Source organism: Pseudomonas sp. Irchel 3A18, from assembly GCF_900187465.1.
GTDB classification, from domain to species: domain Bacteria; phylum Pseudomonadota; class Gammaproteobacteria; order Pseudomonadales; family Pseudomonadaceae; genus Aquipseudomonas; species Aquipseudomonas cichorii.
On record NZ_FYDI01000003.1, the window covers coordinates 488999 to 503862 of the forward strand.

A 14864-nucleotide genomic window follows, 5' to 3' on the forward strand; every position below is an offset into this window, starting at 1 on the left:
TGGCTGGATGGAGGTTGGACCGATGTTCTCGTGAAAGTGCTGCAAATATGCTGAGCATTGGATCTGGAGCGAATTCATTCGTGAGAGGCCGGTACATTCGACAGATAATGTGCAGCCATCTTCGCGAATGAATTCGCTTACAGGTCCAGTCGTTCAGGACTTACTTAAGCCCAGACATCTTCTGAATCGCACCTTTAAGGTCTTCATCGGTGCAGTCGCCACAGGTGCCTTTGGGTGGCATGGCGTTGAGGCCGGTGATGGCTTTGGCCAACAGGCCATCAAGGCCGCCTTCTTTCTTGGCTCGCTCTTCCCAGGCGGGGGTATCGCCGATCTTGGGTGCATTCAGCAGCCCGACGCTGTGGCAGGCGGTGCAGTGCTTGGCGATGACATCGTCGGGGGATTTTGCGCTGCCACCACCGGCTGAAGCGGTGACTGCAATACCTGCGCATTCCTTGCCTTGAACACAGACCTGCCCGACCGGCTCAAGTCGTTTGGCGATTTCATCATTCGTCGCTGCCTGAGCGTTGAATGCCCAAAAAGCCAACATGGCAGCCACTGCCAGTCTCTTGTTTATCAGGTTCACGCTTACACCCTCATGGTGACTAATCACGCCCGCGACCACGGTCTGGCAGGCGGGCGAATTATAGCGACTAGCCTTTGGAGCCGAAACACCCCTACAGACAGAAAGGTTATTAGCCTTGAAGCCCGTTTATGGCGTGTCTGGCCAGCCAGCCCTTGTACATGAGGCGATTGCGCTACTTCTGGTCAAAAATTGGCCGGGGTGGCTGCGCTGATTAGTCGCGCCGGCACATCGAACGGATTACGGAATCGATGCGGTTTGGTGCTCTCGAAATAGTAGCTGTCGCCCGCTTCGAGGATGTAGGTGTCCAGACCGACGACCAGCTCCAGTCGTCCTTCGACCAGAATTCCGGTTTCCTCGCCTTCATGCACCAGCATCTCTTCACCGGTATCGGCGCCTGGTGGATAGATTTCGTTGAGAAAGGCGATGGCCCGGCCAGGATGCGACTTGCCCACCAGCTTCATGGTAACGGCACCGTCCGAGATATCGATCAACTCGCTGGCCTTGTAGACCACCTGAGTCGGATTTTCCGGTTCAAGCTCTTCGGAAAAGAACTCGACCATGGACATGGGAATCCCGCCGAGCACCTTGCGCAGGGAACTGATCGAGGGGCTGACGCTGTTTTTCTCGATCATGGAAATGGTGCTGTTGGTCACACCTGCCCGCTTGGCGAGTTCACGCTGGGACAGGCCCTTGAGCTTGCGAATGGATTGCAGTCGTTCACCGACGTCCAATGCGGCATTCCCCCTGGTTCGGTAAGGTTAAAGTCGAGATGAACGCCATGATGGCAACAGCGTTCAGTATTTACAACACCTCAGACTTTTAACCCGGCCAGCGGGCTCACTCTGGTGAGTAGACCCTCGGGACGCGCCGCAGATTGCAGAAGATCTGGTAAGGAATGGTGCCAGCATGCGCCGCCACATCACTGGCCAACACGTTCTTGCCCCACAGCTCGACATGACTCCCGAGCCCCGCCTGAGGCAGATCGGTCAGGTCAACGCAAAGCATGTCCATGGAAACACGCCCCAGCAAACGGCTCGGCTTGCCATCGATCCAGACTGGCGTGCCAGTAGTCGCATGGCGCGGATAACCATCGGCATACCCCATGGCGACCACACCGACCCGGGTCGGGCGCTCGGTAACGAAGATGGCGCCATAACCCACAGGCTCGCCAGCGGGCAGTTCGCGTACACCGATGATCTTCGACTCCAGAGTCATGACCGGCTGCAGCCTATCGGCCAGCGCCTGGGACTGATCGAAGGGCGTAGCGCCGTACAGCATGATGCCGGGGCGCACCCAGTCGCTGGGGATGTGCGGCCAGCCCAGAACGGCTGGCGAGTTGCGCAGGCTGACTTCCGCGACCAGTCCCTGACGTGCGGCTTCAAACACGGCCATCTGCTCGTCGCTACGGGAACACCCCAGTTCGTCGGCACGGGCGAAGTGGCTCATCAGAACGATCTTCGCCACTTTGCCCGTCGCCAGCAGGCGTTGATAGCCCGCCTGAAATTCGGACGGATGCAGACCGACCCGATGCATGCCGGTGTCGAGCTTGAGCCACACCGTCAGCGGCTTGCCGATACTGGCCTTTTCGATGGCTTCCAGCTGCCACTGGGAATGCACGACGAACCACAGGTCATGCTGGACGATCAGCGCCAGTTCGTCGGCCTCGAAAAAGCCTTCCAGCAACAGGATCGGCCCACGAATGCCCGCTTCGCGCAGTTCCAGTGCCTCTTCGATGCAGGCCACGGCAAAACCGTTGGCTTCGGCCTCCAGTGCCTGGGCGACACGCACCGCGCCATGGCCATAGGCATCGGCCTTGATGACGGCGAGGGCTTTGGCGCCGGTCGCTTCGCGGGCCAGTCGGTAGTTGTGACGCAGGGCTTGAAGATCAATCAGGGCGCGAGCTGGACGCATGGGAAGAGAGTTCTGATATTGGAAAATTTAAAATTCATGTAGGAGCGAATTCATTCGCGAAAGCCAAACCCAACACATCCCTGCAGTATGTGGTCGAACTTCGCGAATGAGTTTCCTGCGATTATGGCAACGCAGCAACCACGGAAAGCTCGACCAGGATTTGCGGCTCGCACAGTTTGGCTTCGACTGTCGCCCGCGCCGGCGCGACACCTTTGGGGAGCCATTTGTCCCAGACACTGTTCATGCCGGCAAAGTGGGCATCGATGTCCTTCAGGTAAATCGTGACGGACAGGATGCGACTCTTGGTGGTGCCCGCCAGATCCAGCAGGCGCTCGATATTGTCGAGCGTCTCACGGGTCTGCTTTTCGATACCGCCCGCCATGTCGTCACCCACCTGCCCCGCCAGATAAACGGTGCCATTGTGGACGACGATCTGACTCATGCGCTCATTGGTGAGCTGGCGCTGAATGGACATGTTTTGCACTCTCCTTGGTACTGCCATAGCGAGAAATATCGAGACCTGCAGCGCTGATCTGGGGTTTTTCACTCGCCATGAGGTCGGCCAGCAAACGCCCGGAGCCGCAAGCCATGGTCCAGCCCAGTGTTCCGTGGCCGGTATTGAGGAACAGATTGCGCAATGGCGTTGCACCCACGATAGGTGTGCCATCGGGCGTGGTCGGACGCAGACCGGTCCAGAAACCGGCCTGGGTCAGATCGCCGCCCTGAGGATAGAGGTCGTTGACGATCATCTCCAGCGTTTCGCGACGCCGAGGATTGAGCGAGAGATCGAAACCTGCAATTTCAGCCATGCCACCGACACGGATGCGGTTGTCGAAACGAGTGATGGCGACCTTGTAGGTTTCATCGAGGATGGTCGAGGTCGGAGCCATGTCCGGGTTGGTAATCGGCACGGTCAAGGAATAGCCCTTGAGCGGGTAGACCGGCGCCCGGATGCCCAGCGGCTTGAGCAATTGCGGCGAGTAGCTGCCCAGCGCCAGCACATAGCGGTCTGCGGTTTCGAGCTTGCCATCGATCCAGACGCCATTGATGCGGTCGCCTGTATGGTCGAGGCGCTCGATGGACTGGCCGTAACGGAATTCGACGCCCAGTTTGACGGCCATTTCCGCCAGACGGGTAGTGAACAGCTGGCAGTCGCCGGTCTGGTCGTTAGGCAAGCGTAGCGCACCGCTCAGAATGTTGGTGACACCAGCCAGTGCCGGTTCGACCCGGGCAATGCCTTCGCGGTCCAGCAGTTCGTAAGGCACGCCGGACTGTTCGAGCACGGCGATGTCCTTGGCGGCGTTGTCCAGTTGCTCCTGGGTGCGGAACAACTGGGTAGTGCCCAGGCTGCGGCCTTCGTAGGCGATACCGGTTTCAAGGCGCAGTTCGTCAAGGCAGTCGCGGCTGTATTCGGACAACCGCACCATGCGTTCCTTGTTCACCGCATAACGGCTGGCCGTGCAGTTGCGCAGCATCTGCGCCATCCACAGGTATTGATCGATATCCGCTGTGACCTTGATGGCCAGCGGCGCATGACGTTGCAGCAGCCACTTGATCGCCTTGAGCGGCACACCGGGTGCAGCCCATGGCGATGCGTAGCCTGGCGATACCTGGCCGGCGTTGGCAAAACTGGTTTCCATGGCAACGGCCGGCTGACGATCGACCACTGTGACCTGGAAACCTGCCCGAGCCAGATAATAGGCACTGGTTGTACCAATTACGCCACCACCAAGTACCAGAACACGCATGTCGACAGCCTCATCGCGGATATCCGCTGACATTTGAAGTTTAAAGCAGGATTGTGTGCAGTATATTGAGCATCGAGCAGTGTATCTCACTGTATATATGCGTATATTCAGCGCTAATTCTCGGCAAAGAACGCTTTCGTAGAGGGGAAACTGCCTGTGCGCACTCAACACCAGTCAAAACGCGAGCTGGACAAGATCGACCGCAATATCCTGCGCATCCTTCAGGCAGACGGAAGAATCTCGTTCACGGAGCTTGGCGAGCGGGTCGGGCTGTCGACCACACCCTGCACCGAACGGGTTCGCAGGCTGGAGCGCGAAGGCATCATCATGGGCTACAACGCCCGTCTCAACCCGCAATACCTCAAGGCCAGCCTGCTGGTATTCGTGGAAATCAGCCTGGACTACAAATCGGGGGATACCTTCGATGAATTTCGCCGGGCCATTCTGAAGCTGCCCCATGTGCTGGAATGCCATCTGGTATCAGGCGACTTCGATTACCTGGTCAAGGCCCGCATCTCGGAAATGGCCTCATACCGCAAGCTGCTGGGCGACATCCTGCTCAAACTGCCTCATGTGCGGGAGTCCAAAAGCTATATCGTGATGGAAGAAGTGAAAGAGAGCCTGAACCTGCCGATTGCGGATTAAGCCCAGCGGGAGTGAATTCGCTCCGCGCTCAAACCAGCACCTGCCTTGTCGAAGCCATGTACTCATGGATCTGTTTCTCGATCCGAGGATGAATCAGCTCGGCAGGCCGCCGCCCGTTCGGGCATGGCAGGGTCGGGGTGGTGCCGAACAGGCGGCAGATCAGCGGGCGCTCGTCATACACCGTGCAGCCATTGGGGCCCAGGTGGACACAGTTCAGCTCGTTCAGCGCAGCCTCCTGCTCGGCGGCAGTCTTGCGGGGAAGGCGCGACATTTCTTCGGGTGAAGTGGTCACCGGACCACAGCAATCGTGGCAGCCAGGCACGCACTCGAAAGAAGGAATCTGGCGCCGCAGATCGCGGATTTTTTCACGGTTGCAGCTCATTGAATCGACCACCCGAACACAGTGATGGAATTTTGCCTCAGTTGGCAGGTGCATGACAGCGGCTTATCCTCCCTGCTGATATTCAACGCCGCCAACAGGATCATTCCATGAACGCCCGCGTTCAAAACAACCCGCACGCCGCCTCTTACTATGCCGCCAGCAGCCATCCGCAAGCGGATTACCCTGCGCTGCAAGGTGAACTGACGGCGGATGTGTGCGTGGTCGGCGGCGGGTTTTCGGGGCTGAACACGGCCATTGAACTGGCCGAGCGTGGTGTGAGCGTGGCCTTGCTGGAAGCCCGCAAAATCGGCTGGGGCGCCAGCGGTCGCAATGGCGGGCAATTGATCCGTGGCGTCGGCCATGACCTTGAGCAGTTCACCTCGGTCATCGGCCATGACGGCGTGCGCCAGCTCAAGCTGATGGGGATCGAGGCCGTGGAGATCGTCCGCCAGCGGGTCGAACGCCATGGCATCGACTGCGACCTGAAATGGGGTTACTGCGATGTAGCCAACAAGCCCCGAGACTTTGCTGGCTTCGCTGAAGAACTCGAAGCATTGCGCAGCCTGGGTTATCGCCACAGCCTGCAACTGGTCCAACCGGAACAGATGCACAGCGTAGTGGGCTCGGATCGCTATGTCGGCGGCATGATCGACATGGGTTCCGGGCATCTGCATCCCTTGAATCTGGCGCTGGGCGAAGCCGCCGCTGCTCAGGCGCTGGGGGTTAGGCTGTTCGAGCATTCGGGCGTGACCCGCATCGACTACGGCTCGCAGGTCAAGGTCCATACAGCTTCGGGCTCGGTACAGGCCAAGACTCTGGTGCTGTGCTGCAACGCCTACATGAATGACCTGAACCCGGAACTGGACGGCAAGATCCTGCCCGCGGGCAGCTACATCATTGCGACCGAGCCCTTGAGCGCGGTACAGGCAGCCGAGCTGATCCCACGGGACATGGCGATCTGTGACCAGCGAGTGACTGTGGATTACTACCGGCTTTCAGCCGACCGGCGCCTGCTGTTCGGTGGCGCGTGTCACTACTCGGGGCGCGACCCACAGGACATCGCCGCCTACATGCGGCCCAAGATGCTTGAGGTCTTCCCGCAACTGGCCGGGGTGAAAATCGATTATCAATGGGGCGGGATGATCGGCATCGGCGCCAACCGCCTGCCGCAGATAGGCCAGCTCAAAGACAAGCCGAACGTGTTCTATGCCCAGGCCTATGCGGGCCATGGCCTCAATGCCACTCACCTGGCAGGCAGGTTACTGGCCGAAGCCATCGCCGGTCAGCACAGCGATGGCTTCGAGTTGTTTGCCAAGGTGCCGCACATGACTTTCCCCGGCGGCAAGTACCTGCGCTCGCCATTGCTGGCGCTGGGAATGCTCTGGCATCGGCTCAAGGAACTGCGCTGACTCACATTCTCCAGAAGGGTTTCATGGCTTCGGCCATGGCCTGCCCGGCATCGAGCCCGATGTCGCGAAGCTGATCCTCGGTCAGCTTCAGCAGCGCATGACGGGTGGTCCAGCGATGACGGTACAGCGCCCAGCGGCTCATGCAGGGCTGTGAGTTCGCACTGGCGTTGGCCGCCAGACTCTTCTCCTGCAGTTCATGGCTGTGAAGCGCTAGACGCACATCGCTGAGCCCGTTCATTTTCAACCCTCCATCATGTTTTGGTGTGATGCCATGATGGCGCGTCCCGAAAAACCATTACAGATTCAAAAACAATTATTTATTTCAATACAGACAAGCCAGAATCAGCACTGAATGCTATATTTTTGCCGAATCTGTATCGCTTCCCCGGCCCATAACATTCCAGAGTACGCCATGACGCTCTACGTCAACCTCGCCGAACTGCTTGGCTCGCGCATTGAAAACGGCTTCTATCGCCCGGGCGACCGCTTGCCGTCGGTACGGGCCCTGAGCCTTGAACACGGCGTCAGCCTGAGTACCGTGCAACAGGCGTATCGGGTGCTTGAGGACAGCGGGCTGGCAGCTCCAAAACCCAAGTCCGGCTATTTCGTGCCTGCCAGCAGAAAGGCGCCGGCACTCCCGGCGGTGGGGCGCCCGGTTCAACGGCCGGTGGATATCTCCCAGTGGGAACAGGTGCTGGACCTGATTCGCGTCTCGCCTGCCCATGCGATCACCCAGCTAGGCCGCGGCATGCCGGATATCAGCAGCCCGACGCTCAAGCCACTGATGCGCTCGCTCAGCCAGTTGAGCCGCAAACAGAGCATGCCCGGTCTGTATTACGACAATATCCACGGTGTCCATACACTTCGCGAACAGATTGCGCGACTGCTTCTGGACTCAGGCTGTAACCTCACCGCCAACGACCTGATCATCACCACCGGCTGCCACGAAGCCCTGTCGGCGAGCATTCGCGCCCTCTGCTCACCGGGCGATATCGTGGCCGTGGACTCGCCCAGCTTCTTCGGCGCCATGCAGACCCTCAAGGGGCTGGGCATGAAGGCGCTGGAAATCCCCACCGACCCGATCACCGGCATCAGCCTCGAAGCCCTGGAACTGGCGCTGGAGCAGTGGCCCATCAAGGCCATACAGCTGACGCCCAGCTGCAATAACCCACTGGGCTACGTGATGCCCGAATCACGCAAACGGGCCTTGCTGACACTGGCCCAGCGTTTCGACGTGGCAATCATCGAAGACGACGTGTATGGCGACCTGGCTTTCAACTACCCTCGCCCGCGCACCATCAAGTCCTTCGATGAAGACGGTCGCGTCCTGCTGTGCAGTTCGTTCTCCAAGAGCCTTGCCCCAGGGCTGCGTGTCGGCTGGGTCGCGCCGGGGCGTTATCTGGAACGTGTGCTGCACATGAAATACATCGGCACCGGCTCCACGGCACCCCAGCCGCAACTGGCGATTGCCGAATTCCTCCAGAGCGGCCACTTCGAGCCGCATCTGCGGCGCATGCGTACGCAATACCAGCGCAGCCGCGACCAGATGATCGATTGGGTCATGCGTTATTTCCCTGAAGGCACACGGGTCAGCCGACCTCAGGGCGGGTTCATGTTGTGGGTGGAACTGGCGGAAGACTTCGACACATTGCGTCTGAATCGCGCCTTGCTGGAATACGATGTGCAGATCGCTGTAGGCAGTATTTTCTCGGCCTCCGGGAAATACCGAAACTGCCTGCGCATGAACTTCGCCCCCAAGTCGACACCGGAAATCGAGAACGCGGTGCGCAAGATCGGCATGATGATTGAGAAAATGAGTGCACAAACCGACTGAAACCTGAAAATCTTTCCGTCATTTCAGGGTCATATCGCATGCGAAACCTGCCTGACGGACAAAAAATTTGAAGACATCATGGGCCTTGCCCCTTTGCCTGCTGGTTGCGCTGAGCGTCAGTGGCTGCACTCACCTCAGCGTTCCCAACGAGCCGAGTCAGGCCCTGGCGCCTTCAACGTCCGAGTTCGGGCGCTCGATCCAGGCCCTGGCAATGCCCCATGAAGGGCGCTCGGGATTTCGCCTGCTGCCCGAAAGCACCGATGCGTTCATGGCCCGTGCCGAGCTGATCCGCAGTGCCAAAAGCAGCCTGGATCTGCAGTACTACATCGTGCATGACGGCCTGAGCACCCGCGTCCTGATCGATGAGCTGCTCAAGGCCGCAGATCGCGGGGTTCGTGTGCGGATCCTGCTGGATGACACCACCAGCGACGGCCTCGATCAGCCCATCGCCACCCTCGCCGCCCACCCGAACATCCAGATCCGCCTGTTCAATCCGCAGAACCTGGGTCGTGAAACCGGCGTGACCCGCAGTGTCGGGCGCCTGATGAACCTCTCGCAACAGCACCGGCGCATGCACAACAAGCTGTGGCTGGCCGACAGCAGCGTGGCCATCGTCGGCGGGCGCAACCTGGGCGACGAGTACTTCGATGCCGAACCCAATATGAATTTCACCGATATCGACATGCTCAGCGTCGGTCCGGTGGCCGAGCAACTGGGGCACAGTTTCGATCAGTACTGGAACAGCACGCTGAGCAAACCCATCGATGAGTTCATGTACATCCTGCCCACCACCAAAGACCTGGCGAAGGCTCGCAAACGCCTGGCCAAGTCTCTGGAAGAGGCCCATCAGCAGCACAAGGCCCTGTATGAGCGCCTGATGAGCTACAAGACCCGGCCCAGCCTGAACACCTGGCTCAACGAACTGGCGTGGGCCCATAACCAAGCCTTGTGGGACGCGCCGACCAAGGTCCTGGCGCGAGGGGAACCCGATCCGCATCTGCTGCTCACGACGCAACTGGCTCCCGAGTTGCTGAAGGCCCACCAGGAACTGATGCTGATTTCGGCGTACTTCGTACCGGGCGAGGCAGGCTTGCTGTACCTCACCAACCGTGCAGACGCCGGTGTGTCCGTGAGCCTGCTGACCAACTCACTGGAGGCCACCGACGTGCCTGCGGTACATGGCGGCTACGCGCCCTATCGCAAGGCGCTGCTGGAACACGACGTGAAACTCTTCGAGCTGCGCCGCCAGCCCGGCGACACGGGAAGCACCGGCAGCGGTCCGCATCTGTTCAAAAGAAGCTCGTTCCTCACCAGCTCCGATTCAAGCCTGCACAGCAAGGCGATGATTTTCGACCGACAGAAAATCTTTGTCGGCTCGTTCAATTTCGACCCGCGCTCGGTGCTGTGGAACACCGAAGTCGGCGTACTGGTCGATAGCCCGCAACTGGCCGAAGAACTGCGCGAGCTGACCCTGCAAGGCATGGCCCCGAACCTGAGTTATGAAGTGAAACTGGAGAATGGCCAAGTGGTGTGGGTCACCGAAGACAACGGCCAGATGCACACCCTGCACAAGGAACCAGGCGGCTGGTGGCGCCGCATGAATTCCTGGGTCAGCAAGGCCATTGGCCTGGAAAAGATGCTTTAAGCGACAACCTTTTGCGCGCCGCCAAAGGCATTGTTTCGCAACGACAGAATCACCAGCCCCAATGCCCCGGCCGCCATCATCAACGGCAAGGCATGGCCGCTGACCCACTGGCTGCCGGCACCCGCCACCAGCGGCCCGACCAGGCAGCCGATCCCCCAGAGCTGGGCCACATGGGCATTGGCGCGCACCAGTGCATCATCGCGATAGCGCTCGCCGATCAGAATCAGCGACAAGGTGAACAGGCCTCCCGCACTGGCGCCAAACAGCACCCAAAGCGGCCAGATCAGAACCGTATCGATCAGCAACGGAATCATCAGGCTGGAAGCCAGCAGAGCAACCGCACACCCCGAGAACAGGGCACGACGCGAGACACGATCAGCCAGCAGGCCGATGGGCAATTGCAGCAGTGCATCACCGACGACCACGGTACTGACCATCATCAAGGCGACTTCCGGCGTGAAGCCCTGACGCAGACTGTAGACCGGCAAGAGCGTCAGGATCAGCGCCTCGAAGGCGGCAAACAGTGAAACCGCCCAGGCGATGGCGGGCATGCCACGGCAGAAGCCGAGCAAATCCCGGAACGTCACCGAGCAGGCTTCGGTATTCGGAGCCCCGCTGCGCCCGAGCAACAGCAAGGGCGAACTGACCAGCAATGCCACGCCGATCCAGAAACCATAATCGGCCTGGGTGCCGATCACGCCCAGCAACAGCGGCCCGGCCAGTTGGCTCAGGGCATAGCAACTGCCATAGAGCGCAACCAGACGCCCACGCAAACGCTCGATCACCAACTGGTTGATCCAGCTTTCACCCAGAATGAAGACGATGGTCAGGATAACGCCCAGCATCAGGCGCAAGACCAGCCAGACCCCGTAATAGGGCAACAGCGCCAGCAGACCGACCGAAAACGCACCGGCCCACAAACACAGACGCATCAGGTTCGCCGTACCGAAGTGTGAGGCCAGTCGGCTCGCAAGCCCGGCGCCCAGCAGCACCCCGATGGCAGGCATCGCCGCCATGATCCCGATGGCAAACGTGCCATAGCCCCAGCTTTCCAGCCGCAATGACACCAGCGGCATGCTGACGCCCACCGCCAGGCCGACACTCAAGACAGAGGCCAGCACGGCGAAATATGTACCCCAACGCATTACCCTGCTCCGACGGGTCAAGAAGTGTTCAATAAAACTTAGGCAAACCTGTCACTTGTGGGAGAGGCCAAGGCCCCTCTCATCAAACAAGACGTAAGACGATGAATTAAAAGGTGTTTCTGTAGGAGCGAATTTATTCGCGAGACGTCATTGAAGGCGATAGATTTTCTTCAGCTTCACGGGCCTCTCGCGAATAAATTCGCTCCTACAGTTTGCTGCGCGGCAGCGCGGCGCCAAGGCGCCGAGTTATCTCCCACAGATTAAAGCCTTACAAAACCAGGTTTACAGCTTGATCCAGGTCGATTTCAGTTCGGTGTATTTATCGAACGCATGCAGCGACTTGTCGCGGCCATTGCCCGATTGCTTGAAACCACCGAACGGAGCGGTCATGTCGCCGCCGTCATACTGGTTGACCCACACGCTACCGGCCCGCAATGCCTTGGCTGCCAGATGCGCCTTGGACAGGTTCGAGGTCCATACCGCCGCAGCCAGACCATATTGCGTGTCGTTGGCGATCTGGATCGCTTCTTCGGCGCTGTCAAAGGTCAGGACGGACAGTACCGGTCCGAAGATCTCTTCCTGGGCGATTCTCATGGCGTTGTTCACGCCATCGAAAATGGTTGGCTCGACATAAGTGCCGCCCGTTTCTTCCAGGATGCGCTTGCCGCCCGCAACCAGTTTGGCACCATCGGCGTGACCGGCCTCGATGTACGACAGCACCGTGTTCATCTGTTGGGTATCGACCAGCGCACCGACAGTCGTCGCCGGGTCCAGCGGGTTGCCTGGTTTCCAGGCCTTGAGGGCCTCGATCACCAGCGGCAGGAAGCGATCCTTGATCGAGCGCTCGACCAACAGTCGCGAACCGGCCGTGCAGACTTCGCCCTGGTTGAAGGCAATGGCGCTGGCTGCCGCCTCGGCTGCGGCCTGCAGGTCCGGCGCGTCGGCAAAGACGATATTCGGGCTCTTGCCGCCCGCCTCAAGCCAGACACGCTTCATGTTCGACTCGCCCGCGTAGACCATCAATTGTCTGGCGATCTTGGTCGAACCGGTGAACACCACGGTATCCACATCCATATGCAGGGCCAGAGCCTTGCCCACGGTATGACCATGGCCTGGCAGCACGTTGAGCACACCCGCCGGAATGCCGGCTTCAATCGCCAGTTGCGCGATGCGGATGGCGGTCAGCGGCGACTTTTCCGAAGGCTTGAGAATCACCGAGTTACCGGTGGACAGCGCAGGCCCCAGCTTCCAGCAGGCCATCAGCAGCGGGAAGTTCCACGGCACAATGGCGGCTACAACGCCCACTGGCTCGCGGGTTACCAGACCCAACTGATCATGGGGCGTGGCGGCGACTTCGTCGTACAGCTTGTCGATGGCCTCGCCACTCCAGCTCAGCGCCTGGGCGGCGCCGGGAATGTCGATATTGAAGGAGTCGCTGATCGGCTTGCCCATGTCCAGGGTTTCAAGCAGAGCGAGTTCTTCGACGTGTTTTTTCAGCAGGCCTGCGAAGCGGATCATCGTGGCCTTGCGCTTGGTCGGCGCCAGACGCGACCATGCACCGGAGTTGAATACGCTGCGCGCACTGTCTACGGCGCGCTGGGCGTCGGCGGCATCGCAACTGGCGACTTTGGCCAGCAAGCGGCCATCAACGGGGCTCAGGCAATCAAAAGTGGCGTCTGAAGCGGCGGCGGTGTATTCGCCATGGATGAAGGCGCGGCCTTCTATCTTCAAATCCTGGGCACGTTTTTCCCAGTCAGCATGAGTCAGGGTCGTCATACGCATGTCCTCCTTTTGATGGTCGTTGCGCGGCTATGGAACATCAAGGACTCGATTCCGAGCCTGCGAGTTCAGCCTGAAGCATCCGCCACCCTAAACCAGCACCTTCGCAATTCCAATATATTTGACAAAAATTGCCATTTTTGGCTGCTTATGTTGATTTTATTCAACGATGATTTTTAGCCGCGCGGCACTTATCAGGGCTGCCGGCTATCCAACCAGCATCACTTTTCAGCGCCAGGTGAACACATGAGCATCGAGAGCATTGTCGATTTCAGCGAAGCCGCTACGACCGCCGAGCACTATCGTCCCGCAGCCGAAAAAGTCTTCAAGGGCGATCCGCAACAGACAATCTACAACCATTACAACAGCCCGTGCGGGCAAATGAATGCAGGTGTGTGGGAAGGTACGCCGGGGCAATGGCGGGTCAATTACACCGAGCATGAATATTGCGAGATCGTGCAGGGTGTTTCAGTGCTGCGCGACGAGGAAGGCCGCGCCAAGACCTTGCGGGCGGGAGACCGGTTCGTGATTCCGGCAGGCTTCAAGGGGACCTGGGAGGTCCTGGAAACATGCCGCAAGATTTATGTGGTATTTGAAGAAAAAGATATAAGTAAGTAACGCATGGGGGGCTCTCGGATTCGAGATTCTAGGGGTGTCCAAGCCGGACATTACTCATAAAGGACTATGAAAATGACTAACGAACAAATTACCCAGGCACTTCAATATCTGATCAGCACCCGCTATGTACCGAGCGTTAAACCCTACATAAGCGAACTGACCAGCCGCACTCGCGTTCTTGGCGCAGGCGACATCAGCACCAAGGAATTCGATTTGAATCGCGTTCATGTCGGTACCGATGACGCGGGCCTGATTTCGGGCTTCACCTTTGGCTAAACACCAAGCAAGTGCCTGATCGGCCTTGTGCCGGGGGCACTGCTGTCGGGTCTAAAGCGCCTGGTGCAATGCACCGGGCGTTTTGCGTTTAAGCGCCTTGCAAGGGTGCCCCCAGGCAAGCACCAAATGACAGGCACAAAAAAGCCCGCATTGCTGCGGGCTTTTTTGCAGGAGACAGAATCAATTACTTGATTTTGCCTTCTTTGTAGATCACGTGCTTGCGTACAACCGGATCGAATTTTTTGATTTCGATTTTGTCCGGAGTCGTGCGCTTGTTCTTGTCGGTAGTGTAGAAGTGACCAGTACCGGCGCTCGAGATCAAACGAATCAATTCACGCATGATTATCTCCTTAGATTTTGCCGTCGCGGCGCAGATCAGCAAGCACAGCTTCGATGCCACGCTTGTCGATGATACGCATGCCTTTGGCAGATACGCGCAGACGAACAAAACGCTTCTCGCCTTCAACCCAGAAGCGATGATGCTGCAGGTTTGGCAGGAAACGACGACGGGTTTTGTTGTTTGCGTGGGAAATGTTATTCCCGGTTACTGGACCCTTACCAGTAACTTGACAGACTCTCGACATGCCTCAGCCCTCTAAAACCACATGCCCAACCCGGCATGGGTTGGCCGCTTAATCTCTCAGTCATTTGGCGCCAGGCGCCGCGTTTCTTTAAGGGTCTTACCGGCTACACCTACAGTGAAGGAACCGGGCCCCTAGAAAAGAGCGCTGCTTTATACCAGAAAGCCTTTGATGCAACAACAAGCAATCCACTTTAAGCCTCAGGAATGCCAACGCTCAAGCCGCGCACTCAAGCCATACGGGCACGCCGGCAAATTGACCGCTCGTCGCACCATGGCGATTGTTCTGGGCAAGCACATGGTCTAGTG

General features: G+C 58.9%; 17 protein-coding genes. 6 read left to right on the forward strand and 11 right to left on the reverse strand.

What is annotated here, in order from left to right; all coding sequences use genetic code 11:
• Positions 1-160: 160 nt before the first annotated feature.
• The 5 genes from CKW23_RS07930 to dadA all read right to left on the reverse strand — a co-directional run bounded on the left by CKW23_RS07930 (position 161) and on the right by dadA (position 4242).
• Entirely contained in the window at positions 161-583 is a 423-nt protein-coding gene (locus tag CKW23_RS07930; RefSeq protein WP_025257936.1) for a cytochrome c5 family protein, read from the reverse strand.
• A 182-nt stretch (positions 584-765) separates the two neighbouring features.
• Entirely contained in the window at positions 766-1314 is a 549-nt protein-coding gene (locus tag CKW23_RS07935) for a cupin domain-containing protein (RefSeq protein ID WP_025257935.1), read from the reverse strand.
• A 106-nt stretch (positions 1315-1420) separates the two neighbouring features.
• Positions 1421-2494, reverse strand: a complete 1074-nt coding sequence (alr, locus tag CKW23_RS07940) for an alanine racemase (protein ID WP_025257934.1) — start codon at positions 2492-2494, stop codon at positions 1421-1423.
• 121 nt (positions 2495-2615) lie between these two features.
• Positions 2616-2969 carry a RidA family protein gene (locus CKW23_RS07945; RefSeq protein ID WP_025257933.1) on the reverse strand — a complete coding sequence of 118 codons (354 nt, stop codon included), beginning with the start codon at positions 2967-2969 and terminating at the stop codon, positions 2616-2618.
• A complete protein-coding gene (gene dadA, locus CKW23_RS07950; RefSeq protein ID WP_025257932.1) occupies positions 2941-4242 on the reverse strand; it encodes a D-amino acid dehydrogenase in 1302 nt (433 codons plus the stop codon). The genes CKW23_RS07945 and dadA overlap by 29 nt, the downstream gene beginning before the upstream one ends.
• 156 nt (positions 4243-4398) lie before the next feature.
• On the opposite strand from dadA, the gene CKW23_RS07955 reads away from it, so the two are divergent.
• Positions 4399-4887: an Lrp/AsnC ligand binding domain-containing protein gene (locus CKW23_RS07955; protein ID WP_025257931.1), complete on the forward strand. Its 489-nt coding sequence runs from the start codon at positions 4399-4401 to the stop codon at positions 4885-4887.
• Between the two features lie 28 nt (positions 4888-4915).
• Here the strand turns inward: CKW23_RS07955 and CKW23_RS07960 are convergent, their stop codons facing one another.
• A complete protein-coding gene (locus CKW23_RS07960; RefSeq protein WP_025257930.1) occupies positions 4916-5269 on the reverse strand; it encodes a YkgJ family cysteine cluster protein in 354 nt (117 codons plus the stop codon).
• Between the two features lie 107 nt (positions 5270-5376).
• Between CKW23_RS07960 and CKW23_RS07965 the strand changes: the two genes are divergently transcribed.
• A complete protein-coding gene (locus tag CKW23_RS07965; protein ID WP_095067356.1) occupies positions 5377-6678 on the forward strand; it encodes an FAD-binding oxidoreductase in 1302 nt (433 codons plus the stop codon).
• Between the two features lies 1 nt (position 6679).
• On the opposite strand, the gene CKW23_RS07970 is transcribed toward CKW23_RS07965, so the two are convergent.
• Positions 6680-6916, reverse strand: coding sequence for a DUF1127 domain-containing protein (locus CKW23_RS07970; RefSeq protein ID WP_025257928.1), 237 nt, complete (start codon positions 6914-6916; stop codon positions 6680-6682).
• Positions 6917-7090: 174 nt separating this feature from the next.
• Here CKW23_RS07970 and CKW23_RS07975 point away from each other — a divergent pair, with 174 nt between their 5' ends.
• Together CKW23_RS07975 and CKW23_RS07980 are read left to right on the forward strand one after the other, a co-directional pair.
• A complete protein-coding gene (locus CKW23_RS07975; protein WP_025257927.1) occupies positions 7091-8512 on the forward strand; it encodes a PLP-dependent aminotransferase family protein in 1422 nt (473 codons plus the stop codon).
• Positions 8513-8579: 67 nt separating this feature from the next.
• On the forward strand, positions 8580-10157 hold the full coding sequence (locus CKW23_RS07980) for a phospholipase D family protein (protein WP_095067357.1): 1578 nt from the start codon (positions 8580-8582) through the stop codon (positions 10155-10157).
• Here CKW23_RS07980 and CKW23_RS07985 read toward each other — a convergent pair.
• Both CKW23_RS07985 and CKW23_RS07990 read right to left on the reverse strand, forming a co-directional pair.
• Positions 10154-11302: an MFS transporter gene (locus CKW23_RS07985; protein WP_095067358.1), complete on the reverse strand. Its 1149-nt coding sequence runs from the start codon at positions 11300-11302 to the stop codon at positions 10154-10156. The two genes, CKW23_RS07980 and CKW23_RS07985, sit on opposite strands and share 4 nt — an antisense overlap.
• 282 nt (positions 11303-11584) lie before the next feature.
• A complete protein-coding gene (locus CKW23_RS07990) occupies positions 11585-13078 on the reverse strand; it encodes an aldehyde dehydrogenase (RefSeq protein ID WP_095067359.1) in 1494 nt (497 codons plus the stop codon).
• 249 nt (positions 13079-13327) lie between these two features.
• On the opposite strand from CKW23_RS07990, the gene CKW23_RS07995 reads away from it, so the two are divergent.
• Both CKW23_RS07995 and CKW23_RS08000 read left to right on the forward strand, forming a co-directional pair.
• On the forward strand, positions 13328-13699 hold the full coding sequence (locus CKW23_RS07995; RefSeq protein WP_095067360.1) for a cupin domain-containing protein: 372 nt from the start codon (positions 13328-13330) through the stop codon (positions 13697-13699).
• A 72-nt stretch (positions 13700-13771) separates the two neighbouring features.
• Positions 13772-13975, forward strand: a complete 204-nt coding sequence (locus tag CKW23_RS08000) for a hypothetical protein (RefSeq protein ID WP_025257922.1) — start codon at positions 13772-13774, stop codon at positions 13973-13975.
• A 184-nt stretch (positions 13976-14159) separates the two neighbouring features.
• Here CKW23_RS08000 and rpmG read toward each other — a convergent pair whose 3' ends face one another.
• A complete protein-coding gene (gene rpmG, locus CKW23_RS08005; RefSeq protein ID WP_007894709.1) occupies positions 14160-14315 on the reverse strand; it encodes a 50S ribosomal protein L33 in 156 nt (51 codons plus the stop codon).
• 10 nt (positions 14316-14325) lie between these two features.
• Positions 14326-14559, reverse strand: coding sequence for a 50S ribosomal protein L28 (gene rpmB / locus CKW23_RS08010; RefSeq protein WP_025257921.1), 234 nt, complete (start codon positions 14557-14559; stop codon positions 14326-14328).
• Positions 14560-14864 lie beyond the last annotated feature (305 nt).

Coding starts and splice junctions, on each gene's coding strand:
- alr (WP_025257934.1), bottom strand. CDS start 2,494: ATGCGTCCAGCTCGCGCCCTGATTGATCTTCAAGCCCTGCGTCACAAC.
- CKW23_RS07945 (WP_025257933.1), bottom strand. CDS start 2,969: ATGTCCATTCAGCGCCAGCTCACCAATGAGCGCATGAGTCAGATCGTC.
- dadA (WP_025257932.1), bottom strand. CDS start 4,242: ATGCGTGTTCTGGTACTTGGTGGTGGCGTAATTGGTACAACCAGTGCC.
- CKW23_RS07960 (WP_025257930.1), bottom strand. CDS start 5,269: ATGAGCTGCAACCGTGAAAAAATCCGCGATCTGCGGCGCCAGATTCCT.
- CKW23_RS07965 (WP_095067356.1), top strand. CDS start 5,377: ATGAACGCCCGCGTTCAAAACAACCCGCACGCCGCCTCTTACTATGCC.
- CKW23_RS07970 (WP_025257928.1), bottom strand. CDS start 6,916: ATGAACGGGCTCAGCGATGTGCGTCTAGCGCTTCACAGCCATGAACTG.
- CKW23_RS07975 (WP_025257927.1), top strand. CDS start 7,091: ATGACGCTCTACGTCAACCTCGCCGAACTGCTTGGCTCGCGCATTGAA.
- CKW23_RS07985 (WP_095067358.1), bottom strand. CDS start 11,302: ATGCGTTGGGGTACATATTTCGCCGTGCTGGCCTCTGTCTTGAGTGTC.
- CKW23_RS07990 (WP_095067359.1), bottom strand. CDS start 13,078: ATGACGACCCTGACTCATGCTGACTGGGAAAAACGTGCCCAGGATTTG.
- CKW23_RS07995 (WP_095067360.1), top strand. CDS start 13,328: ATGAGCATCGAGAGCATTGTCGATTTCAGCGAAGCCGCTACGACCGCC.
- CKW23_RS08000 (WP_025257922.1), top strand. CDS start 13,772: ATGACTAACGAACAAATTACCCAGGCACTTCAATATCTGATCAGCACC.
- rpmG (WP_007894709.1), bottom strand. CDS start 14,315: ATGCGTGAATTGATTCGTTTGATCTCGAGCGCCGGTACTGGTCACTTC.
- rpmB (WP_025257921.1), bottom strand. CDS start 14,559: ATGTCGAGAGTCTGTCAAGTTACTGGTAAGGGTCCAGTAACCGGGAAT.